The sequence below is a fragment of the Stutzerimonas kunmingensis genome (assembly GCF_014764705.1).
Lineage (GTDB): Bacteria > Pseudomonadota > Gammaproteobacteria > Pseudomonadales > Pseudomonadaceae > Stutzerimonas.
The window spans coordinates 35923-57746 of record NZ_JACXXG010000002.1 but is presented as its reverse complement, the minus strand read 5'-3'; the positions used below and the strand labels follow the sequence as shown (position 1 = coordinate 57746).

The 21824-nt window shown below is 64.2% G+C and carries 16 protein-coding genes and 1 pseudogene; 11 read left to right on the top strand and 6 right to left on the bottom strand.

From position 1 onward, the window contains the following. Window positions 1-14: 14 nt before the first annotated feature. Window positions 15-1070 (top strand): serine hydrolase domain-containing protein, encoded by a 1056-nt coding sequence (locus IEG05_RS02035; protein WP_224742648.1) that lies wholly within the window; start codon window positions 15-17, stop codon window positions 1068-1070. On the opposite strand, the gene IEG05_RS02030 is transcribed toward IEG05_RS02035, so the two are convergent. Together IEG05_RS02030 and dcuS are read right to left on the bottom strand one after the other, a co-directional pair. After that, on the bottom strand, window positions 1067-1792 hold the full coding sequence (locus IEG05_RS02030; protein WP_044315368.1) for a response regulator: 726 nt from the start codon (window positions 1790-1792) through the stop codon (window positions 1067-1069). The genes IEG05_RS02035 and IEG05_RS02030 overlap by 4 nt on opposite strands. Then, entirely contained in the window at window positions 1789-3396 is a 1608-nt protein-coding gene (gene dcuS, locus IEG05_RS02025; protein ID WP_191121569.1) for a DcuS/MalK family sensor histidine kinase, read from the bottom strand. The genes IEG05_RS02030 and dcuS overlap by 4 nt, the downstream gene beginning before the upstream one ends. Before the next feature lie 249 nt (window positions 3397-3645). On the opposite strand from dcuS, the gene IEG05_RS02020 reads away from it, so the two are divergent. Further along, a complete protein-coding gene (locus IEG05_RS02020; RefSeq protein ID WP_191121568.1) occupies window positions 3646-4959 on the top strand; it encodes a 2-hydroxycarboxylate transporter family protein in 1314 nt (437 codons plus the stop codon). Between the two features lie 72 nt (window positions 4960-5031). Here IEG05_RS02020 and IEG05_RS02015 read toward each other — a convergent pair. The 3 genes and pseudogenes from IEG05_RS02015 to thiI all read right to left on the bottom strand — a co-directional run bounded on the left by IEG05_RS02015 (window position 5032) and on the right by thiI (window position 10464). Beyond that, window positions 5032-6668: pseudogene (locus IEG05_RS02015) on the bottom strand (methyl-accepting chemotaxis protein). Between the two features lie 353 nt (window positions 6669-7021). Continuing rightward, window positions 7022-8842, bottom strand: a complete 1821-nt coding sequence (typA, locus tag IEG05_RS02010) for a translational GTPase TypA (protein ID WP_046618517.1) — start codon at window positions 8840-8842, stop codon at window positions 7022-7024. 167 nt (window positions 8843-9009) lie between these two features. Beyond that, a complete protein-coding gene (gene thiI / locus IEG05_RS02005) occupies window positions 9010-10464 on the bottom strand; it encodes a tRNA uracil 4-sulfurtransferase ThiI (RefSeq protein WP_046618520.1) in 1455 nt (484 codons plus the stop codon). Between the two features lie 338 nt (window positions 10465-10802). Here thiI and glnA point away from each other — a divergent pair, with 338 nt between their 5' ends. The 5 genes from glnA (at window position 10803) to ntrC (ending at window position 16233) form a co-directional block, all read left to right on the top strand. After that, window positions 10803-12209, top strand: a complete 1407-nt coding sequence (gene glnA, locus IEG05_RS02000) for a glutamate--ammonia ligase (RefSeq protein WP_014821904.1) — start codon at window positions 10803-10805, stop codon at window positions 12207-12209. Between the two features lie 164 nt (window positions 12210-12373). Further along, window positions 12374-12922, top strand: coding sequence for a DUF4124 domain-containing protein (locus IEG05_RS01995; RefSeq protein ID WP_046618523.1), 549 nt, complete (start codon window positions 12374-12376; stop codon window positions 12920-12922). Further along, window positions 12919-13548 (top strand): DUF4124 domain-containing protein, encoded by a 630-nt coding sequence (locus IEG05_RS01990; protein WP_046618525.1) that lies wholly within the window; start codon window positions 12919-12921, stop codon window positions 13546-13548. The genes IEG05_RS01995 and IEG05_RS01990 overlap by 4 nt, the downstream gene beginning before the upstream one ends. Before the next feature lie 169 nt (window positions 13549-13717). Then, entirely contained in the window at window positions 13718-14800 is a 1083-nt protein-coding gene (glnL, locus tag IEG05_RS01985) for a nitrogen regulation protein NR(II) (protein WP_046618528.1), read from the top strand. Next, window positions 14797-16233 carry a nitrogen regulation protein NR(I) gene (ntrC, locus tag IEG05_RS01980; protein WP_014821908.1) on the top strand — a complete coding sequence of 479 codons (1437 nt, stop codon included), beginning with the start codon at window positions 14797-14799 and terminating at the stop codon, window positions 16231-16233. The genes glnL and ntrC overlap by 4 nt, the downstream gene beginning before the upstream one ends. Before the next feature lie 90 nt (window positions 16234-16323). Here the strand turns inward: ntrC and IEG05_RS01975 are convergent, their stop codons facing one another. Then, on the bottom strand, window positions 16324-16773 hold the full coding sequence (locus tag IEG05_RS01975) for a hypothetical protein (protein WP_041015280.1): 450 nt from the start codon (window positions 16771-16773) through the stop codon (window positions 16324-16326). Here IEG05_RS01975 and IEG05_RS01970 point away from each other — a divergent pair. The 4 genes from IEG05_RS01970 to hslU all read left to right on the top strand — a co-directional run bounded on the left by IEG05_RS01970 (window position 16772) and on the right by hslU (window position 21807). After that, window positions 16772-17254 carry a tRNA (cytidine(34)-2'-O)-methyltransferase gene (locus IEG05_RS01970; protein ID WP_023447088.1) on the top strand — a complete coding sequence of 161 codons (483 nt, stop codon included), beginning with the start codon at window positions 16772-16774 and terminating at the stop codon, window positions 17252-17254. The two genes, IEG05_RS01975 and IEG05_RS01970, sit on opposite strands and share 2 nt — an antisense overlap. 90 nt (window positions 17255-17344) lie before the next feature. After that, window positions 17345-19717, top strand: coding sequence for an FdhF/YdeP family oxidoreductase (locus IEG05_RS01965; RefSeq protein ID WP_046618531.1), 2373 nt, complete (start codon window positions 17345-17347; stop codon window positions 19715-19717). 120 nt (window positions 19718-19837) lie between these two features. After that, complete coding sequence (gene hslV / locus IEG05_RS01960) at window positions 19838-20374, top strand: ATP-dependent protease subunit HslV (RefSeq protein ID WP_046618533.1); 537 nt, start codon at window positions 19838-19840, stop codon at window positions 20372-20374. Between the two features lie 89 nt (window positions 20375-20463). Next, window positions 20464-21807 carry an ATP-dependent protease ATPase subunit HslU gene (gene hslU, locus IEG05_RS01955; protein ID WP_191121567.1) on the top strand — a complete coding sequence of 448 codons (1344 nt, stop codon included), beginning with the start codon at window positions 20464-20466 and terminating at the stop codon, window positions 21805-21807. The last annotated feature ends 17 nt before the right edge of the window (window positions 21808-21824 follow it).

Below are 21824 nucleotides of genomic sequence, written 5' to 3'. Positions count from 1 at the left end.
GGGTCGAACCCTGCATGCACTCACTTGCCCTGCGCCTCCTGCACCCATCGAGTCCCCGCCCTCGCCGCGCACTCTGCCTGGCGATGCTGTTCCTTCTCTGCCCGCTGGCAGTCGCCGATACCCGGCTGACCGCCGTACTCGCGCAGGCCGAGCGCCTGGAGCAGCTGCAAACCCTGATCATCGCCCAGCGTGGCGAGATCCTTGCCGAGCGCGGTTACCACGGCCATCGCACGACCACGCCGAGCAACATCAAATCCGCGTCCAAAGCGGTGATTTCCGCACTGGTCGGCATCGCCATCGACAAGGGCGTCATCGAGAGCGTCGAGCAGCCCATTGCGGAGCTGCTGCCAGCCGACCTGCCCGGCAAGCCCGATCCACGTCTGCAGCAGGTGACGGTTGGCAACCTGCTGAGCATGCAGGCCGGGCTCGGATCGACCTCCGGGCGCAATTACGGCGCCTGGGTGGCGAGTCGCAACTGGGTTCGTGCGGCACTGGCACGACCGTTCGAGGCCGACCCCGGCACGGCGATGATCTATTCGACGGGCTCCAGCCATCTGCTCTCGGCAATCCTTACGCGGCGCACCGGCAAATCCACATTGCAGCTGGCGCGACAGTGGCTGGCGCCACTCGACGGCTTCACCATCAGCGCCTGGACGCGCGACCCGCAGGGCATCTACCTGGGCGGCAACGAGATGGCGATGACGCCACGCTCGCTGCTGGCCTTCGGCGAGCTCTACCGCCGCGGCGGGCTCAGCGCATCCGGCGAGCGATTGCTGTCGCAGGACTGGATAGAAGCGTCCTGGACACCGCGCACCCGCTCGCGCTACACCGGGCACGGCTACGGCTATGGCTGGTTCATCACCGAGCTGGGCGGAGAAACGGTCCGCTATGGCTGGGGTTATGGCGGACAGATGGTCTACGTGGTGCCGGGCCTCGAGATGACGGTGGTGATGACCTCCAACACCCAGCAGCCCTCCAGCGGCGCCATGGGGCATCGCGACGCGCTGCACCGACTGCTCGGCGGGATCATCGGCGCGCTGCATGAGCCGTCCTCTGCAGCAGAACCCTAGCCCTGCACCAGCCGCTGCAACGCAGCGCGGTCCAGGCAGCGATAGCGAAACGAGGGCCGGCCGATCTGCCCGTAGTGAAAGGATTCTTCCAGCAGCTGTGCATCGCTCAGATGCTTGAGGTACTTGCGTACCGATACCCGTGACATGCCGGTGGCAGACAGCAGCGTTTCGCTGGTGAAACCGTCCTCGTCCAGCGCCAGGATCGCCTGCGCCACCTGCGCCAGCGATGCCGGTGTCAGCCCCTTGGGCAGGTCGCCGGGGCGGCGCAGGTCGGTGGCGGGCGCCTGGCTGAACAGCCGGTCGATATCGCCCTGGCCGAGCTGATCCGGCAGGCGGGACAGCGCATCGCGGGCACGGCGGCAGGCCTCGACCGCATCGCGGAAGCGCTCGAAACTGAACGGTTTGACCAGGTAATCCCGCGCGCCGAGGCGTTGCGCCGCGCGCACGGTCTCGATCTCCGAAGCGGCGGTGATCAGCACGGCATCGGTGTTGCGGTCCTGCGCGCGCAGATGGCGCAGCACCTCCAGCCCGGAGCGATTGCGCAGGTAGACGTCGAGCAGCAGCAGGTCCACCGCCTCGCGCTCCAGCAACTCGAGCGCGGCCGGCACGCTCTCGCACTGGCCGACCAGCTCGACGCCCTCGAGCCGGGCCAGGTAATCGACGTTCAGGCGCATGACCATCGGGTCGTCCTCGACGATCAGCACGCGCATGACTGCTTTCATGATTCGACGTCTCCCGCGGCGCTCCGATAGGGCAATTCAACCTCGAACAGGCTGCCACGACCGGCCTCGGAATACACCGCCAGGCTGCCGCCCCAGGCCTCGACCTGTTCCTGCACCGCGGCCAGGCCGATGCCACGCCGCTCGCCCTTGGTGGATACGCCGCGCTGGAAGATCTGCTCGCGCACTGCGGCTTCGATTCCGCCACCGCTGTCCTGCACGTGCAGCGAGAGCAGCGCTTCGTCGTAGTCCAGCGTCAGGTTGACCCGTCGCTCGTCCTCGTCGGCCACCGCTTCGAAGGCGTTCTCCAGCAGGTTGCCGAGGATGGTCACCAGGCCATGGATCTGCTCGGGCACGGCGGCCGGCACCGGGTGTTCGACATCCGTCTGAAAGAGGATGCCGCGCTCGCGGGCCTCGCTCTGCTTGCCGAGCAGAAAGCCCGCCAGCACCGGTTCACCGATCCCCTCGACCAGTGATGTCGCCGGCGCCAGCTGGTGATCGGCGAGGTCGCGCAGATAGGCGCGCAGGGCATCCAGATCACCCATCTGTGCCAGCCCGAGCAGCACGTGCAGCTTGTTCTTGAATTCGTGGGTCGCCGCCCGCAGCGCTTCGGCATAGCGGCTGACACCGGTCAGCTGCTCGGCCAGGGCGTTGACTTCGCTCTTGTCGCGGAAGGTCGCGATGGCGCCGATCACCCGGCCCTGATGACGGATCGGCGCACGATTGGCGAGGATCGCCCGACCGTTGAGGCTGAACTCACGATCCCGCTGCTCGGTTGCGCTGGCCAGCACCTCGGGCAGGCCACTGTTGGGCAGGTATTCGGCGATCGGCCGGCCCAGCGGTGGTTTGCCGAGGCCGGTGCTGGCCAGCAGGCGCTCGGCGGCGGGGTTGACCAGGGTGATGCGCGCCTGGTCGTCGACCGCCAGAACGCCTTCGCGCACCGAGGCCAGCATCGCCTGACGCTCCTCCACCAGCCAGGTGATCTCATAGGGTTCCAGCCCCAGCAGCACGCGCTTGATATAGCGTGCCAGCAGGTGCGCACCGAGGGCGGTGACCAGCATCAACGCCAGTACACCGAGCACCACGCCGCGCTGATGAGCCTTGAGCAGCTCGCCGAGCGAAGCCAGGGTGACCCCCACCGAGACGGCACCGAGCACCGCTCCCTCGTCGTTCAGCACCGGAGCGAAACCGCGAATACTGCGCCCCAGACTGCCATCGGCACGCGAGGCATAGGTCTCGCCGGTCAGCGCCGGGCCTTCGTCGTCACCGCGAAAGGCCTGGCCGATGCGGGCAGGCTCCGGGTGCGTCAGGCGCTGGGCACGCGGGTTCATCACCACGATGAAGTCCACGCCCAGGCGCTGGCGCAGGCCATCGATGTCCCGTTGCAGCGGATTATCGGGACTGAATTCGGCATCCGGGTTGGCCAGCGCTCGCTGCACATCGGTGCGTGCGGCGACGCTCTGCGCCAGGTTGGTCACCCGCGAAGCCTGCCCCTCTTCGAGGGTGTCCTGCAGCTGCACGTTGAACAGCCAGAGGGCGAGCGCCAGCGCCAGCACCACCATGACGGCGACCAGCAGCGAGATCAGCGTATTCAGGCGCAAGCGCACAGCCATCACTCCAGTGCATGAGCGGACGCTCGACGCGCCGCGCTAGAGGGCCGGATCGAGCCAGCCCTGTGCTCCAGGGTCAAGCTCGGCTCCACTTTTTTTAGTTTCGTAATGGTTTTTTAACTTCGCCAAACATTGGCCGCGAAGAATCTCTGCTTAAGGTAGCCCCGGCGTGGTTGTCCGACCGCGCATTCGCAAACATCACCCGTACGTGCGCCGCCTGGCCGCCACGTTCGAAGGAGTACAACAATGAATCGGACCACGCTGAGCGCTGCCGTGCCTGAAGGCAGCCCGAACATTCCCCTGCTGTCCCAACGCATCTTCAACCTGCCGTTGCCTCTGTTCGCCATCGCGTTGCTCGTCATGGCCGCCGCCATCGCTACCGACACGCTGCCCAGCGGCATGATCGGCGCGCTGCTGGTGATGATGCTGCTCGGCGAGCTGCTTGGCTTCGCCGGTGACCGACTACCGATCATCAAGACCTACCTCGGCGGCGGCGCGATCCTGGCGCTGTTCGGCGCCGCGGCGATGGTCTATTCCGGCTGGCTGCCGGCAGCCGTGGCCGATGACGTCGCCAGCTTCATGAAGGGCGGCGGCTTTCTAGACTTCTATATCGCCGCGCTGATCACCGGCAGCATCCTCGGCATGGACGCCAAGGTGCTGGTCAAGGTCGGCTCGCGCTACGCGTTGCCGCTGCTCTGCTCGGTGTTGTTCGCCGCGCTGTTCGCCATGGCCGTGGGCGCGCTGCTGGGTTTCTCGCCGCAGGATGCGGTGGTGGTCATCGCCATGCCCATCATGGGCGGCGGCATGGGCGCCGGCGCGGTACCGATGAGCCAGATCTACGAGCAGCTGCTCGGCCAGCCGGCCAGCTACTACATCTCGATCCTGGTGCCCGCCCTGGCGCTGGGCAACGTCTTCGCGATCATCATCGCCGGGCTGCTCAATGGCCTCGGCAACCGCTATCCATCGCTGACCGGCAACGGCCAGATGATGCCCGGCGTGGACGGCAACGAGAAGGAAGGGCCTATTACCCTGCCGGCGCTGGGCGTCGGTCTGGTCGCGGCGCTGAGCTTCTTCGTCGCCGGGCAGATTCTCGGCGAGTTCGTGCCGCTGCATCCCTACGCCCTGATGATCGTGCTGGTGGCGCTGCTCAAGGTGAGCAACCTGGTGCCCGAATCGATCAACGACGCCGCCTCCCAGTGGTTCCGCTTCGTCGCGCGCAACTGGACCTTCGCCCTGCTGTTCGGCATCGGCGTGGCCTTCACCGACCTCGGCCAGGTGATCGACGCCATCTCGCTGACCTATGTGCTGATCGTTTTCGCCGTGGTCGCCGGTGCCGCCTTCGGCGCGGGCTTGGTGGGCAAATTGATGGGCTTCTACCCGATTGAATCGGCGATCACCGCCGGGCTGTGCATGGCCAACATGGGCGGCACCGGTGATGTCGCGGTATTGTCCGCCGCGCGTCGCATGTCGCTGATGCCCTTCGCACAGATATCCTCGCGCCTGGGCGGCGCGCTGATCCTGCTGATCTCCAGCGTGGTGGTGCCACTGTTCTTTACCTGAGCGACGGTGATCCTGGAATGAAAAAGCCCCGGCCTTGCGGTCGGGGCTTTTTTGTTCGGCGAACGGGCTGCGTCAACCGCGGAAGTAGTTGACCCGCCGATTCAGCTCCTCGGCCAGCATGGTCAGGTCCTGGCTGGAGGACGCCACCTGATTCGATGCAGCGGAACTGGCGACAGTCGAGTCGTGGATGCGCGTGACGCTCTGGTTGACCTCTTCCGCCACCGCGCTCTGCTCCTCGGAAGCCGTCGCGATCTGCGCGTTCATCTCGTTGATCGAGCCCACTTCCTGACGAATCTTGGTCAGCGCATTTTCCGCCTGCAGCGTCTGTTCGACGGTCTGCTGCGCCAGCAGCTTGCTCGACTGCATTACCTCCACCGCCCTGCCAGCGCCAGCCTGCAGCGAGGCGATCATCTCGCTGATCTCGCTGGACGACAGCTGCGTGCGGTTGGCCAGCGAGCGCACCTCGTCGGCCACCACCGCGAAACCACGGCCATGCTCGCCGGCACGGGCCGCCTCGATTGCGGCGTTGAGCGCGAGCAGGTTGGTCTGCTCGGCGATGGCGGTGATGACCTGCAGGATCTTCTCGATGTCGCCGCTTTGCGCCGAGACCTGATTGACGGTTTCGGTCGCGCTCTCCAGCACCTTGGCCAGGTTATGGATGGAGATGGCCGTCTCGCCGACGATCCGCGTACCGGTCTCGACCTGCTCGTCGGCGCTCTTCGCCGCAGCCGCGGCACGGGCGGCGAAGCTCGCGACCTCGTTCACCGTCGTGGCCATCTGGTTGATCGCCGTGGCGACCTGCTCAGCCTCGGCCGACTGGTGCTGGATCTGCTGATTGCTGTTCGCCGATGAGGTACGCAATTCACCCGAGGCGACGCCGACGCCATCGGCGGCCGCGCGCACCTCGGCGATGATCGAGGTCAGCCGGCTGGCCATCTTCGCCGTCGCACCCATGACGCTGTCTGGGTATGGCGTGACGATCAGCTGACCCAGATCGCCATTGGCCAGGTTGCCGATCACGCGCGCCACCTCGTCGGGCTCGGCACCGAGGGTCGAACGCAGCTTGCGAATGATCACCACGGCGATGGCCACACCCAGCAGGACCGCCACACCGGTCACCGTGACGATAAGCGCAAGGAAGCCGCTGGCGGTCTCGCGGACCACGGTCACGTCCTGATTGATGCTCGATTCCTGGTGATCGATGAACGCGTTGATCAGCCGCAGCCATTCGCTATAGGCCCCGGCGACGTTTTCCAGGAGGAATTCGTAGGCGCGCCCCGAGCCCTCGCTGAAGCGCAGTTCGACCACCTGCTGGGTCAGCGCGTTGTCTTCGTCTCGATGGTTTCGATCTGCAGCATCAGCTGCTTTTCCACGGCATCGGCGGAGGGCTGCGCAAGCATCGCCTTCATCGGCTGCGCCGAATCGGTGTACAGCTGCGCTAGCCGCTCGATCTCCGCCACCTGCTCACGGGCGAACGCCGGATCGGCCGCACTGACGGCGTCCCGCACGGCAATCGCACGATCGTGCACGCTGCCGCGGAAGTTGATCGCATAGCGTTGCTTCAGGCCGGCCTGCGAGCTGATCTGGCTCATGCTGCGGTCGATGACGTCGACTTTGAGCGCACTGACCACGGCGACCGCCACCATCAGCGCCAGGATCACCAGAAACCCCAGGCCCAGGCGCATGGATACCGACATCTGCTTGTTCATCGAACACTCCTCTAGCCAGACTGCGAGGCAGCCATTCAGTCAGTCGTTGATGCTCCGAGCGATACTCAGAGCGGGGCAAAACTTGTACAACATAATGTCGCCGCGACATTACTTGTACAAGTTTTATCGACGAACTGCCGGCCGAAAGCGGCGGAATAAGAGCGCTCCAGTGTTCGCAGTGAAATATCGCAGGCTCAAATACGCTGCTTGCAGAGGTCTTGTACAATTTTTCTGAAATCGCCCACCGGCCAGTGTGACAACTGTCCCGATCACCACACCGGAGCACCGGTCCCGGCAATCGCCAGACAGCAAAAAGGCGCCCGAAGGCGCCTTTCTGTTGTCTCGCAACGGTGTCAGACCTTGCTGCGCTCGAAGCGCTTGCGGTCGTTCTCGTTGAGGTACTTCTTGCGCAGGCGGATCGACTTCGGCGTCACTTCCACCAGCTCGTCGTCGGCGATGAATTCCAGCGCCTGCTCGAGGGTGAACTTGATCGGCGGAACCAGGGCGATGACTTCGTCCTTGCCGGAAGCACGCATGTTGTCGAGCTTCTTGCCCTTGGTGGGGTTGAGCACCAGGTCGTTGTCACGGCTGTTGATGCCGCACAGCTGGCCTTCGTAGATCTCGTCGCCCGGCGCCAGGAACAGCTTGCCGCGCGCCTGCAGGGTTTCCAGCGAGTAGGTCAGCGCGGTACCGGTGGCCATCGAGACCAGCACGCCGTTCTGGCGGTTGGTTACTTCGCCGGCCTTGATCGCGCCGTAGTGGCTGAAGGTCGAGGTCAGGATGCCCGAGCCCGAAGTCAGGGTCAGGAAGTTGTTACGGAAGCCGATCAGGCCACGCGCCGGGATGGTGTATTCCAGGCGGACACGGCCCTTGCCATCCGGAACCATGTTGCTCAGGTCGCCCTTGCGCAGACCCATCTGCTCCATTACCGGACCCTGATGCTGCTCTTCGATGTCGATGGTGACGTTCTCGTACGGCTCCTGCTTGTCGCCGGCCTCGTTCTCGATGATCACCACTTCCGGACGGCCAACGGCCAACTCGAAGCCTTCACGACGCATGGTTTCGATCAGCACCGACAGGTGCAGCTCGCCACGGCCGGAAACCTTGAACTTCTCAGGGCTGTCGCCCGGCTCGACGCGCAGGGCGACGTTGTGCAGCAGTTCCTTCTCCAGACGGTCCTTGATGTTGCGGCTGGTGACGAACTTGCCTTCCTTGCCGGCGAACGGCGAGTCGTTGACCTGGAAGGTCATGCTCACGGTCGGCTGGTCGACGGTCAGCGGCGGCAGGGCCTCGACGGCGTTCTGGTCGCACAGGGTGTCGGAGATGTACAGCTCGTCCATGCCGGATACGCAGACGATGTCGCCAGCTTCGGCTTCCTGGACTTCGACGCGCTGCAAACCGGAGTGGCCCATGATTTTGAGGATGCGGCCGTTGCGCTTCTTGCCGTCGGCACCGATGGCGGTAACCGGGCTGTTGGCCTTGATGGTGCCGCGAGCGATGCGGCCGATGCCGATCACGCCGAGGAAGCTGTTGTAGTCCAGCTGCGAGATCTGCATCTGGAAAGGACCGTCGAGGTCTACTTTCGGCGACGGAACGTGGTCGATGATGGCCTGGAACAGGGCATCCATGTTGTCGTCCATCTTCTCGTGGTCCATGCCGGCAATGCCGTTCAGGGCACTGGCGTAGACGATCGGGAAGTCCAGCTGCTCGTCGGTGGCGCCGAGGTTGTCGAACAGGTCGAAGATCTGGTCGATAACCCAGTCAGGACGCGCGCCCGGACGGTCGATCTTGTTCACCACGACGATCGGACGCAGGCCGGCCTTGAACGCCTTCTGGGTCACGAAGCGGGTCTGCGGCATGGGGCCGTCCTGGGCGTCGACCACCAGCAGTACGGAGTCAACCATGCTCATCACGCGCTCGACTTCACCGCCGAAGTCGGCGTGGCCGGGGGTGTCGACGATGTTGATGTTGTAGCCGTTCCACTTCAGCGCGGTGTTCTTCGCCAGGATGGTGATGCCGCGTTCCTTTTCCTGGTCGTTGGAGTCCATCACGCGCTCGTTTTCCAGCTCCTTGCGGTCCAGGGTACCGGACAGACGCAGCAGCTTGTCGACGAGGGTGGTCTTGCCATGGTCGACGTGGGCGATGATGGCGATGTTGCGTAGATTCTCGATCACTGATTCTTTTCTCTGTAGATAGCTTCGAGCTGAGGCTGGAAGCTGGAAGTAGTCCGGACGAAGACAGTCTGTCCGAGGGTTGTACGGCCTGGCCTTGCGATCAGTGCCGGTCGGGAGGGCGGTGGCGGATGCTGCCGCCAAGCAGCCCCGGCTGTTTCACCGATGAGTCAGGCCGGACGATAGACGCGTACATTGACATGCCCCTCGCTCAGCAGATGGTGAGCATGCAGGCGGCTCATGACACCTTTGTCGCAATACAGCAGGTACTGGCGGTTTTCATCCAGCTCCTTGAAGCGGTTGTTCAGCGCGTAGAACGGCAGCGTTTGTACTTCGATGCCCGCCAGCTCGAGCGGTTCGTCCTCGGCGGCATCGGGGTGACGAATGTCGATGATCACCTGGCCGGCGCTCGGCTCGACGACTTCTTCCACCTGCAAATCCTGGCCCAGCTCGTCGATCACGCGGTCGATGGCGACCTGGCGGGCATTCGCCAGCGCACGTTCCAGGATAGCCATGTCGAACTGCTTTTCTTCGTGCTCTATACGATAGCGCTTGGCCTTGGTGGTCGGGTTCTTCGAGATCACGCCGCAGTACTCGGGCATGTTCTTGGCGAACTCGGCGGTGCCGATCTCGAACGCGGTGTCGATGATGTCCTGCTTGTGGCTGGCGACCAGCGGACGCAGCACCAGCATGTCGGTGGCCGAGTCGATTACCGAGAGATTCGGCAGGGTCTGGCTGGAGACCTGCGAGATCGCCTCGCCGGTGACCAGCGCGTCGATGTGCAGGCGCTCGGCGATCTGCGTCGAGACGCGCAGCATCATGCGCTTGAGGACGACGCCCATCTGGCTGTTGTCGACCTTCTGCAGGATTTCACCGACCACTTCCTCGAACGGCACGCTGATGAACAGCACGCGGTGCGAGCTGCCGTACTTCTTCCACAGATAATGAGCGACTTCCATCACGCCCAGCTCGTGGGCACGCCCGCCGAGATTGAAGAAGCAGAAATGCGTCATCAGCCCGCGGCGCATCATCTGATAGGCGGCCACGGTGGAATCGAAGCCACCGGACATCAATACCAGGGTCTGCTCCAGCGCACCCAGCGGGTAGCCGCCGATGCCGTCATGCTGCTCGTGCACGACGAACAGGCGCTGGTCGCGGATCTCCATGCGCACTTCGACTTCCGGTGTTTTCAGCGAAATACCGGCGGCGCCGCACTGCTGGCGCAGCTGGCTGCCAACGTGGCGCTCGACGTCCATGGAGCTGAACGGATGCTTGCCGGCACGCTTGCAGCGCACGGCGAAGATCTTGCCCGGCAGGCGCTCGGCGTAGTGCGCCTTGCATCTGGCGACGATGTCGTCGAGATCGCCCAGCGGGTACTCGTGCACTTCCAGGCAATGGGCGATGCCGGGCGTGCAGCGCAGGCGCTCGATCATCTCGCGCAGCAGCTTCGGCTCGCTGCGCACGGTTTCCACCTCGATGTTGTCCCACACGCCCTCGACCCGCAGGTCGGGATCGAGCTCGCGCAGCACGGTGCGGATGTTCTTCGCCAATTGGCGAATGAAGCCCTTGCGCACCGGCGGGCTCTTGATGGTGATTTCGGGGAAAACCTTGACGATCAGCTTCATGGAAACAGCGCGGCGCCGATGTGGCAGGAAAAGAGGGGCGCGGAGTATAGCGGAAACTGCTCAACATTTAACCGCTTTCTTCAAACGCAGCAGAACGCACCAAAAGAATGCACATTACCGGCAAGCCGCACCAATGCCGCGCATCAATCCAGTGCAGCAGCTACGCTTTGAGACGCGCAAACGCTGCAGCAGCGCTGCAAGCGGCCTGCAGTCCCAAGAAAGAGCACTGGCATGCAATTTGCTCCCTTGTGAGGCAGGTCGCCTTGGCGGAACATCGCCGCCCGGCTTCACCCTGATTCGGAAGCTCACTGTCACGCTTCCACCACTTGGAGAACACCATGTCGAAGTCGCTTCAACTGATCAAAGATTACGATGTGAAGTGGATTGATCTGCGCTTCACCGATACCAAAGGCAAGCAGCACCACGTCACCGTTCCGGCTCGTGATGCCCAGGATGAAGACTTCTTCGAGCACGGCAAGATGTTCGACGGCTCCTCCATCCATGGCTGGAAAGGCATCGAAGCCTCCGACATGATCCTGATGCCGGTCGACGAAACCGCCGTGCTGGATCCGTTCACCGAAGAGCCGACCCTGATCCTGGTCTGCGACATCGTCGAGCCGAGCACCATGCAGGGCTACGACCGCGATCCGCGCTCCATCGCCAAGCGCGCCGAAGAGTTCCTGAAAGGCACCGGCATCGGTGACACCGTATTCGTCGGCCCGGAGCCGGAGTTCTTCATCTTCGACCAGGTCAAGTTCAAGTCGGACATCTCCGGCTCGATGTTCAAGATCTACTCCGAGCAGGGCTCCTGGATGACCGACCAGGATGTCGAAGGCGGCAACAAGGGCCACCGCCCGGCCGTCAAGGGCGGCTACTTCCCGGTTCCGCCGTGCGATCACGACCACGAAATCCGTACCGCTATGTGCAACGCCATGGAAGAAATGGGCCTGGTCGTTGAGGTTCACCACCACGAAGTGGCGACTGCCGGTCAGAACGAGATCGGCGTGAAGTTCAACACCCTGGTTGCCAAGGCTGATGAAGTTCAGACCCTGAAGTACTGCGTACACAACGTCGCCGACGCCTATGGCAAGACCGCGACCTTCATGCCGAAGCCGCTGTATGGCGACAACGGTTCGGGTATGCACGTACACATGTCCATCTCCAAGGATGGCAAGAACACCTTCGCTGGCGAAGGCTATGCCGGCCTGTCCGAGACCGCCCTGTACTTCATCGGCGGCATCATCAAGCACGGCAAGGCGCTGAACGGTTTCACCAACCCGTCGACCAACTCCTACAAGCGTCTGGTCCCGGGCTTCGAAGCACCGGTCATGCTGGCCTACTCGGCCCGCAACCGTTCCGCCTCGATCCGTATTCCGTACGTTTCCAGCCCGAAAGCCCGTCGTATCGAAGCGCGCTTCCCGGACCCGGCTGCCAACCCGTACCTGTGCTTCGCTGCACTGCTGATGGCTGGCCTGGACGGCATCCAGAACAAGATCCACCCTGGCGATGCAGCCGACAAGAACCTGTACGACCTGCCGCCGGAAGAAGGCAAGCTGATCCCGCAGGTGTGCGGCAGCCTGAAGGAAGCCCTGGAAGAGCTGGACAAGGGCCGCGCGTTCCTGACCAAGGGCGGCGTGTTCTCCGACGAGTTCATCGATGCCTACATCGAGCTGAAGTCCGAGGAAGAGATCAAGGTGCGCACCTTCGTGCACCCGCTGGAATACGACCTGTACTACAGCGTCTGATCCAGCTCGCGTGACAGGAAGGCCACCCTCGGGTGGCCTTCTTCGTTTCTGCAGTCCGGCGGTGGTTCGTGCAGCTTGTCACGCCTCGCAAATCCCACCGATCGCACTTGCCTGCAACTCGGCGCAGTGCAAGGCTTCGGCAGTCCAACTCCGCGGAGCCTCCCATGCGTAGCGCACTGTTCAGCCTGCTGTTCATTCTCAGCCTTCCGGCCTTCGCCGAGATCTACAAGTACACCGATGCACAAGGCAATACGGTGTTCACCAATCAGCCACCGGAGGGTGTCCAGGCCGATACCGTCGACCTGCCGCCAGCCAATACGGTAAATATCCGCACGCCCGAACCGCCGCCACCACTGCCGGACAGCCAGCAGACGCAGTCGGCCCCTTACCAGACACTGATGCTGAGCGGGATTCCCGATGAAGAAGCCCTGCGCGCCAACAACGGCACCTTCGTCGTCAGCGCGCTGCTGGAGCCGCCGCTACGACCCGGCCACAGCTTGCGCTTCGTGCTGGACGGCATTCCTCAGGCGGCCGCCAGCGCCGCCGCCTCCCTGCAACTGAACAATGTCGAGCGTGGCGAGCATCGCCTGCACGTCGAGGTGCTGAGCGGCGAGAAGGTCATCCAGCGCAGCCAGCCGGAGCTGTTCACCGTGCAACGGGTGAATACCTCCAGCCCGGCATTGCGTCCAAAGCCTCCGAGGCCTGCTCCTTGATCATCCTGCGGCAGACCCTGGCCATCGCACTGCTGGCGGCCGCTCTGCCCTGCCTCGCCGGTGTCTACTCCTATGTCGACGCCGAGGGCAATCGGGTCTTCACCGATCGTCCGGCCGGCGAGGCGGCCGAAGAAGTACACCTCAAGCCGTCCAACAGCATGCCTGCGCCGCCGATGCCGGCCGCACGCCCTACGGAGCCGGCAGCACCGAAAGCCGCGAGCATCATCTATCAGTTGCACATCCTCAGCCCGACGGCGGACGAAGCGATCCGCAACAACGCCGGCAATGTCAGCGTCACAGTGCAGGCCGAACCGACGCTACACCCCGGCCACGCCTATCAGGTACTGCTCGATGACCAGCCGTTCGGCGCACCCGGCGAACAGACTTCCTTCGCCTTGAGTAACGTCGATCGTGGCACCCATCAGCTGGCGGTGGCTGTCGTGGATGAACAGGAGCGCATCCTGCAACGCACCGCGAACCAGCCCTTTCACCTGATCCGCACCTCGCTGGCCCAGCGGCGCATGGTCAATCCTTGCCAGAAGGCCGATTACGGCGTTCGCCCGGAATGCCCGCTAAAGGACAAGCCGGTAGAAAAACGCGACATTCCCTTCGTGCCCTTTCTATGATCATGGGGTGCACCTGTTTGGTGCGCCCATCAGGTGAGCGGATCGCTCGTCACCAATTTGGGTCACCGGACAGCCCGTAGGGCTGCAGCATCACGCCGATCCGCGCCGCAATGGCGCGTTTGGTTTGGTTCTTGCATTTCCTGCCTGAACTTCCGGACGCAGACCAGCCATGATCAACGAAGCCCTGCAACGCCTGCTGATCGACAATCTGACTACCGCGACGCTGTTGCTCAACTCGCGCCTGCGCCTGGAGTACATGAACCCGGCTGCCGAAATGCTGCTGGCCGTCAGCGGCCAACGCAGCCACGGACAGTTCATCAGCGAGCTGTTCACCGAGTCGCCGGAAGCCCTGGCGGCCCTGCGCCAGGCGGTTGAAGAAGCCCATCCGTTCACCAAGCGCGAAGCCACCCTGACCTCCGCCACCGGCCAGACACTGACCGTGGACTACGCGGTGACCCCGGTACTGACCCGGCAGGAAACCATGCTGTTGCTGGAAGTGCTGCCGCGCGACCGCCTGCTGCGCATCACCAAGGAAGAGGCCCAGCTGTCCAAGCAGGAAACCACCAAAATGCTGGTGCGCGGCCTGGCCCACGAGATCAAGAATCCGCTGGGCGGCATTCGCGGTGCGGCACAACTGCTGGCCCGCGAGCTACCCGAAGAACACCTGAAGGACTACACCGAAGTCATCATCGAGGAGGCCGACCGCCTGCGTAATCTGGTCGACCGCATGCTCGGCTCTAACAAGCTGCCGTCACTGTCGATGACCAACATTCACGAAGTGCTCGAACATGTCGCCAGCCTGATCGAGGCGGAATGCCAGGGAAGCATCATTTTGGTGCGCGATTACGACCCAAGCATTCCCGAAGTCCTGATGGACCGCGAACAGATGATCCAGGCCGTGCTCAATATCATGCGCAACGCCATGCAGGCACTGGCCGGGCAGAACGAGCTGGGCCTCGGCCGTCTCACCCTGCGCACACGCACACTGCGGCAGTTCACCATCGGCCATATTCGTCATCGCCTGGTGACACGCATCGAGATCATCGACAACGGCCCGGGGATTCCCGCCGAACTGCAGAACACGCTCTTCTACCCGATGGTCAGCGGCCGCCCGGACGGAACCGGCCTGGGCCTTGCCATCACCCAGAACATCATCAGTCAGCACCAGGGTCTGATCGAATGCGAGAGCCATCCTGGCCACACCGTGTTCTCGATCTTCCTACCGCTGGAACAAGGAGCCACATCAGCATGAGCCGAAGCGAAAACGTCTGGATCGTCGACGACGACCGCTCCATCCGCTGGGTCCTGGAAAAGGCCCTGCAACAGGAAGGCATGGCCACGCAGAGCTTCGACAGCGCCGACGGTGTGCTGGCCCGCCTCGCCCGCCAGCAGCCGGATGTGATCATCTCCGACATCCGCATGCCCGGCCTCAGCGGTCTGGACATGCTCTCGCAGATCCGCGAGCAGTACCCTCGCCTGCCGGTGATCATCATGACCGCGCATTCGGATCTGGACAGCGCGGTGGCCTCCTACCAGGGCGGCGCCTTCGAATACCTGCCCAAACCGTTCGACGTCGACGACGCCGTCTCGCTGGTCAAGCGCGCCAATCAGCACGCCCAGGAGCAGCAGAACCAGCAGGAACCGGCCAACCGCCACCACACCCCGGAGATCATCGGCGAGGCGCCGGCGATGCAGGAGGTGTTCCGCGCCATCGGCCGGCTCAGCCATTCCAACATCACCGTACTGATCAACGGCGAGTCCGGCACCGGCAAGGAGCTGGTGGCCCATGCCCTGCACCGCCACAGCCCGCGTTCGGCGTCGCCATTCATCGCGCTGAACATGGCGGCTATCCCCAAGGACCTGATGGAGTCGGAGCTGTTCGGCCACGAGAAAGGCGCCTTCACCGGTGCGGCCAATCAGCGCCGCGGCCGCTTCGAGCAGGCCGACGGTGGCACGCTGTTCCTCGACGAGATCGGCGACATGCCGGCCGATACGCAGACCCGTCTGCTGCGCGTGCTGGCCGATGGCGAATTCTACCGGGTCGGCGGCCACACGCCGGTGCGGGTCGACGTGCGCATCATCGCCGCAACCCACCAGGACCTGGAAACCCTGGTGCAGGCGGGCAAGTTCCGCGAGGACCTGTTCCACCGCCTGAACGTCATCCGCATTCATATTCCCAGGCTGTCCGATCGCCGCGAGGACATCCCGGCACTCGCCGAGCACTTCCTCGCCAGCGCCGCGCAGGAGCTCTCGGTGGAAACCAAGGTGCTCAAGCCGGAAACCAAGGAATACCTGCAGCACCTGCCCTGGCCGGGCAACGTGCGCCAGCTGGAGAACACCTGCCGCTGGATCACAGTGATGGCATCCGGCCGTGAAGTGCATGTCGACGACCTGCCGCCGGAGCTGCTCAACCAGCAGGCCGAGGCGCAGCCGGCGCACAACTGGGAACAGGCGCTGCGCAACTGGTCCGATCAGGCCCTGGCGCGCGGCCAGAGCAACCTGCTCGACGAGGCGGTGCCAGCCTTCGAACGCATCATGATCGAGACCGCGCTCAAGCACACCGCTGGTCGCCGTCGCGACGCCGCGCTGCTGCTCGGCTGGGGACGCAACACCCTGACGCGCAAGATCAAGGAGTTGGGCATGCGCGTCGATGGCAGCGATGACGATGACGGCGACGACAGCTGAGCGCGGCTGACACTGCATCGAGCGTAACGATGAACCCCGCACCTGGCGGGGTTCATCGTTTTTAGCGCCCTGCCAAGGGCGTCACCTGGATCATGGCTGCTTGTCGGCCGCCACCTGCACGGCGATACGCCAGCCACCATCGTGGCGTTCGCCGTGCCATTGCCCCTGCAGCCGCCGCGCGGCCACCAGATGCAGCAACAGGCCCTTCCCGGTCTGCTGCACGCGCCAGGCCACTGGCATGCCGTCGATCTGCAGCTGTCCGGATTGCGGCTCGCCCTCGGCCTGGAACAGCAGGGCGAACGCCCCTTCGAGGTGCTCGTCATATACCTCGGGCTCGCGGTCGAACTGCAACGAAAGGCCTTGCGGCTGCACCTCCACCAGTTCCAGTTGCACCGGCCCCGGCGCGGTGAGCCGGCCGATCATCAGCCCCACCAGCAGCCCGATCAGCACCAGCGAACCGAAAAAGGTCCGGCGTATGCGGCGCATCGGGTCCTGCGCCCCGGTAGAATGCCGCCGGTCTTCAACCTCGGTGCTGCGCATGTTTCACGTGATCCTGTTCCAACCGGAAATTCCACCCAATACCGGCAACATTATCAGGCTCTGCGCCAATACCGGTTGCCACCTGCACCTGATCGAGCCGCTGGGTTACGAGCTGGACGACAAGCGCCTGCGCCGCGCCGGCCTCGACTACCACGAGTACGCCACGCTGGAGCGCCACGCCGACCTGCCGAGCTGCCTCGCGCGGATCGGCATCGACGCCGCAAACGCGGACGGCCCGCGGCTGTTCGCATTCACCACAAAGGGTTCGCAGCCCTTTCACGAAGTCAGCTATCGGCGCGGCGATGCGCTGCTGTTCGGCCCGGAGAGCCGCGGCCTGCCGCCGGAGATCCGCGACGCGCTGCCCAACGAGCAACGCCTGCGCCTGCCGATGCGCCCCGACAGCCGCAGCCTGAACCTGTCCAACACCGTGGCCGTCGCGGTGTACGAGGCCTGGCGCCAGCACGGCTTCGCCATGGAGTGAGCGGTACAACCTTGTGACAAAGGGTCCTGAACGATCCGCCGTGGTCCCCGTCGTAAACAGACAAGCTCCCTTGGCAGCAGGAGAAACGACGTGTCCCAGACCAAGTTCAGGCCCTACCACGCGCCCGCGGGCGGCTGGGGATCAGCCTACTCCGTCGCCAACATCCTGCTGCGTGAGCGCGTTTCGCCGGCCGGTATCGGTCTGCTGCTCAAGCAGAACAAACCTATCGACGGTTTCGCCTGTGTCAGTTGCGCGTGGGCCAAGCCGCATCCGTCACGGCCACTGTCCTTCTGCGAGAACGGCGCCAAGGCGACTGCGTGGGAAACCACGTCGCTGCGCTGCGGCCCGGAATTCTTTGCCAGGCACAGCGTTAGCGAGCTGCTCAACTGGAGCGACTACGATCTCGAGCAGCAGGGCCGGCTGACCCATCCGCTGCGCTACGACGCCGCCAGCGATCATTACCGGCCGGTCAGCTGGGATGAGGCCTTCGCCGAGATCGGTGCCGAACTCAAGGCCATGGCCGACCCCGATCAGGTGGTGTTCTACATGTCCGGTCGCGCGGCGCTGGAGACGGCCTACATGTATGGCCTGCTGGCGCGGCTGTACGGCACCAACAACCTGCCGGACAGCTCCAACATGTGCCACGAGAGCACCTCGGTGGCGCTGCCGGAAAGCATCGGCGTGCCGGTGGCGACCGTCACCCTGAACGATTTCGAACACACCGACGGGTTGTTCTTCTTCGGCCACAACACCGGCACCTCCAGCCCGCGGATGCTGCATCAGCTACAGGAAGCCCGTGAACGCGGTGCGCAGATCGTCACCTTCAACCCGTTGCGCGAGCGCGGACTGGAGCGCTTCGTCAACCCACAGTCGCCGCGCGAGATGCTCACCCCAGACAGCACGGTGATCAGCACCCAGTATCACCAGCTCGCCATCGGCGGCGACATGGCGGCCATCGCCGGGATGTGCAAGGCGCTGTTCGAAATGGACGACCAGGCCGTCGCCGAGGGTCGCAAGCGCATGCTCGACGTGGACTTCATCGAGCAGCACACCCATGGCTTCGAGGATTTCGAACAGCGCATCCGCAGCTACAGCTGGGCGCAGCTGGAACGCCGTTCGGGGCTCAGCCGCGCCGCGCTGGAAGCGGCAGCGACCGTCTATGCGCGCTGCGAACGGGTGATCGCCCCTTATGGCATGGGCCTGACCCAGCACCGCTACGGCGTGCAGACCATCCAGATGCTGGTCAACCTGCTGCTGTTGCGCGGCAACATCGGCAAGGAAGGCGCAGGCATCCTGCCGGTGCGCGGTCATTCCAACGTGCAGGGCCAGCGCACCGTCGGCATCACCGAAAAGGCGGCAAAGGTGCCGGCGGACAATCTGCGCCGGCAGTTCGGCTTCGAGCCGCCAAGCGATGACGGCGTGAACACCGTGGAGGCTTGCGAGGGCATTCTCGATGGCAGCGTCCGTGGCTTCATCGGCCTGGGTGGCAACTTCGTCCGCGCCATTCCCGACACCCTGCAGATGGAGCCGGCCTGGCGTAGGCTGCGGCTGTCGGTGCAGGTGTCGACCAAGCTCAATCGCAACCACCTGATCACCGGCGAGGTGTCCTACATCCTGCCCTGCCTGGGGCGCACCGAGATCGACCGTCAGGCCACCGGCGAGCAGCGTCACACCACCGAGGACAGCACCGGTTGTATCCGCGCCTGGCGCGGGGCCGCCGAGCCGGCCGGCGAACTGTTGCTGTCGGAGCCGGCAATCATCGCGCGGCTGGCCAAGGCCACACTGACACCCAACCCGATGCTGGACTGGGACGCCTGGGTGGCGGACTACAGCCTGATACGCGACGCCATTGCCGAGAGCTACCCGAAGATCTTCCACGACTTCAACGTGCGCATGATGGAGCCCGGCGGCTTCCATCGCCCGCTTGGCGCCAGCGAACGACGCTGGGATACCGAGTCCGGCAAAGCCAATTTCATCAACCCGCCATCGCTGGTTGCCGACCCCGACACCGAGGAAGACGGCCACGAGCAGCACGACGTGCTGCAGATGATGACGCTGCGCAGCAACGACCAGTTCAACACCACCGTCTACGGCTACGACGACCGCTTCCGCGGCATCCATGGCACCCGCGCGGTGATCCTGATGAACCGCAACGACATCGTCCGCCTCGGCCTGGCCGAAGGCGACCGCATCGAGGCGATCACCGTGGTCGACGATGGCGTGCACCGCGCGGTCAGCCCGTTGCGGGTCACGCCGTACGATATCCCCGAAGGCTGCTGCGCCGGTTATTACCCGGAATGCAATGCCCTGCTGCCGGTCTGGCACCATGCCGAACGCAGCAAGGTGCCGGCGGCCAAGTCGATTCCGGTGCGCCTGCGCAAGCTGATTGCCGCGTCGGTTGCCGGCGACGTGCCGCGCCAGCCCAGTCGCCCGCAGCGCAGCGAACAACCCGGGCCTGCCTAGCGCCTCGTGCAGAACCACGGCTGTCGATGAACCTCGCCGACAGCCGTTGAAAAGCCGGCAGCAGTCCCCCATATCAACCGCATTCGGGCATTCATCGCCCCGCAGTGTGGAGACTTTCCTTTGACCACCATCGTTTCAGTACGCCGCAACGGCAAAGTCGTAATGGGCGGCGACGGCCAGGTTTCCCTGGGCAACACCGTCATGAAAGGCAACGCCAAGAAGGTCCGCCGCCTCTATCACGGCCAGGTTCTGGCGGGCTTCGCCGGCGCCACCGCCGACGCCTTCACCCTCTTTGAACGCTTCGAAGGGCAGCTGGAGAAACATCAGGGTCACCTGGTCCGCGCCGCCGTCGAGCTGGCCAAGGACTGGCGTACCGACCGCTCCCTGAGCCGCCTAGAGGCCATGCTCGCGGTGGCCAACAAGGACGCCTCGCTGATCATCACCGGCAATGGCGACGTGGTGCAGCCCGAGGACGACCTGATCGCCATGGGCTCTGGCGGCGGTTTCGCCCAGGCCGCGGCCAAGGCACTGCTGCTCAAGGCCGGCCCCGACATGTCGGCCCAGGAAATCGCCGAGACGGCGCTGAACATCGCCGGCAGCATCTGCGTATTCACCAATCAGAACCTGACCATAGAGGAGCTGGACAGCGCGATCTGACAGGTCGATGAAAACCTAGCTGCGTTGCCTCGCCTAGGTTTTTCAAGCCGCCTGTTGTACCCCGTCCAGCCTTCCGGAGTAACGAAATAATGTCCATGACGCCCCGCGAGATCGTCCACGAACTCAACCGCCATATCATCGGCCAGGACGACGCCAAGCGTGCCGTCGCCATCGCCCTGCGCAATCGCTGGCGGCGCATGCAGCTGCCGGCCGAGCTGCGCCAGGAAGTCACCCCGAAGAACATCCTGATGATCGGCCCGACCGGCGTCGGCAAGACCGAGATCGCCCGCCGCCTGGCCAAGCTGGCCAATGCGCCATTCCTGAAAGTGGAAGCGACCAAGTTCACCGAGGTCGGCTATGTCGGCCGCGACGTCGAGTCGATCATCCGCGACCTGGCGGACGCGGCGCTGAAAATGCTGCGTGAACAGGAGGTGCACAAGATGCGCCACCGCGCCGAGGACGCCGCCGAGGAACGTATTCTCGACGCCCTGCTGCCGCCAGCACGTCCGGTGGGCTTCTCCGAAGAGCCCATGCAGGCGAGCGATTCCAACACCCGCCAGCTGTTCCGCAAACGCCTGCGCGAAGGCCAGCTGGACGACAAGGAAATCGAAATCGAAGTAGCCGAGAGCCCGGCCGGGGTGGAAATCATGGCCCCGCCCGGCATGGAGGAGATGACCAACCAGCTGCAGAACCTCTTCGCCAATATGGGCAAGGGCAAGAAGAAGAGCCGCAAGCTGAAGATCAAGGAAGCCTTCAAGCTGATCCGCGACGAAGAAGCCGCGCGTCTGGTCAACGAGGAAGACCTCAAGGCCCGTGCCCTGGAAGCGGTGGAACAGAACGGTATCGTCTTTATCGACGAGATCGACAAGGTCGCCAAGCGTGGCAACACCAGCGGCGCCGACGTCTCCCGCGAAGGCGTACAGCGCGATCTGCTACCGCTGATCGAAGGCAGCACGGTCAACACCAAGCTCGGCATGGTCAAGACCGACCATATCCTCTTCATCGCCTCCGGCGCCTTCCACCTGTCCAAGCCCAGCGACCTGGTGCCGGAACTGCAGGGTCGCCTGCCGATCCGTGTCGAGCTCAAGGCGCTGTCACCGGAAGACTTCGAGCGCATCCTCACCGAGCCGCACGCGGCGCTCACCGAGCAGTACCGCGAGCTGCTGAAGACCGAAGGCCTGCACGTCGAATTCCTCGAAGATGGCATCAAACGCATCGCCGAGATCGCCTGGCAGGTCAACGAAAAGACCGAGAACATCGGTGCGCGTCGCCTGCACACGCTGCTCGAGCGCCTGCTGGAGGAGGTTTCCTTCAGCGCTGCCGATATCGCCGCCAAGCAGGACGGCGAGGCGATCCGCATCGACGCTGCCTACGTCAACGAGCATCTCGGCGAGCTGGCGCAGGACGAAGACCTGTCGCGCTACATCCTCTAACCGTCGCGGCCGTGGCA

What these genes read in the sequence shown, in the direction of transcription:
- IEG05_RS02035 (WP_224742648.1), top strand. Translation starts at nt 15, where the DNA reads ATGCACTCACTTGCCCTGCGCCTCCTGCACCCATCGAGTCCCCGCCCT.
- IEG05_RS02030 (WP_044315368.1), bottom strand. Translation starts at nt 1,792, where the DNA reads ATGAAAGCAGTCATGCGCGTGCTGATCGTCGAGGACGACCCGATGGTC.
- IEG05_RS02020 (WP_191121568.1), top strand. Translation starts at nt 3,646, where the DNA reads ATGAATCGGACCACGCTGAGCGCTGCCGTGCCTGAAGGCAGCCCGAAC.
- thiI (WP_046618520.1), bottom strand. Translation starts at nt 10,464, where the DNA reads ATGAAGCTGATCGTCAAGGTTTTCCCCGAAATCACCATCAAGAGCCCG.
- glnA (WP_014821904.1), top strand. Translation starts at nt 10,803, where the DNA reads ATGTCGAAGTCGCTTCAACTGATCAAAGATTACGATGTGAAGTGGATT.
- IEG05_RS01995 (WP_046618523.1), top strand. Translation starts at nt 12,374, where the DNA reads ATGCGTAGCGCACTGTTCAGCCTGCTGTTCATTCTCAGCCTTCCGGCC.
- glnL (WP_046618528.1), top strand. Translation starts at nt 13,718, where the DNA reads ATGATCAACGAAGCCCTGCAACGCCTGCTGATCGACAATCTGACTACC.
- ntrC (WP_014821908.1), top strand. Translation starts at nt 14,797, where the DNA reads ATGAGCCGAAGCGAAAACGTCTGGATCGTCGACGACGACCGCTCCATC.
- IEG05_RS01970 (WP_023447088.1), top strand. Translation starts at nt 16,772, where the DNA reads ATGTTTCACGTGATCCTGTTCCAACCGGAAATTCCACCCAATACCGGC.
- IEG05_RS01975 (WP_041015280.1), bottom strand. Translation starts at nt 16,773, where the DNA reads ATGCGCAGCACCGAGGTTGAAGACCGGCGGCATTCTACCGGGGCGCAG.
- hslU (WP_191121567.1), top strand. Translation starts at nt 20,464, where the DNA reads ATGTCCATGACGCCCCGCGAGATCGTCCACGAACTCAACCGCCATATC.